The sequence below is a fragment of the Bradyrhizobium sp. Mp27 genome, from assembly GCF_029953005.1.
GTDB classification, from domain to species: Bacteria; Pseudomonadota; Alphaproteobacteria; order Rhizobiales; family Xanthobacteraceae; genus Bradyrhizobium; species Bradyrhizobium barranii.
The window spans coordinates 1-282 of the sequence record NZ_JASAUS010000737.1 but is presented as its reverse complement, the minus strand read 5'-3'; the positions used below and the strand labels follow the sequence as shown (position 1 = coordinate 282).

The following is a 282-nucleotide window of genomic DNA, read 5'->3' as shown; positions in this document are numbered from 1 at the left end:
CATCGTCGCCTCGCATACGCGGGGCGGAAAAAAAAGAATCAACGGGCCTCCGCCTCAACCAACCATGCCCGCCGTACGCCATGCCATCGTCGATCTCATCCTTCGGCCGCCGCCTCAGCAATGCCCATATTGCCGAAAGCAAATCCTTGAAAAACAGCGGCCAAAACACATTCTGCCAAAGTAGTGCTAGGGTCCAGACTCAATTGAGCCAATATGCGACGAGAGCGGCGAGATGAACAGCGGCCAAAAAATTACGGGCGAGCTTGTCATATCGCGTGGCGA

Annotated in this window: 2 pseudogenes; one reads left to right on the top strand and one right to left on the bottom strand. The window is 55.3% G+C overall.

The annotated features are described in order from the left end of the window. Positions 1 to 150 (top strand): annotated as a pseudogene (locus QJT78_RS52505) (IS701 family transposase); the annotation flags it as partial. A 49-nt stretch (positions 151 to 199) separates the two neighbouring features. Here QJT78_RS52505 and QJT78_RS52500 read toward each other — a convergent pair. Further along, positions 200 to 282 (bottom strand): annotated as a pseudogene (locus QJT78_RS52500) (IS5/IS1182 family transposase); the annotation flags it as partial.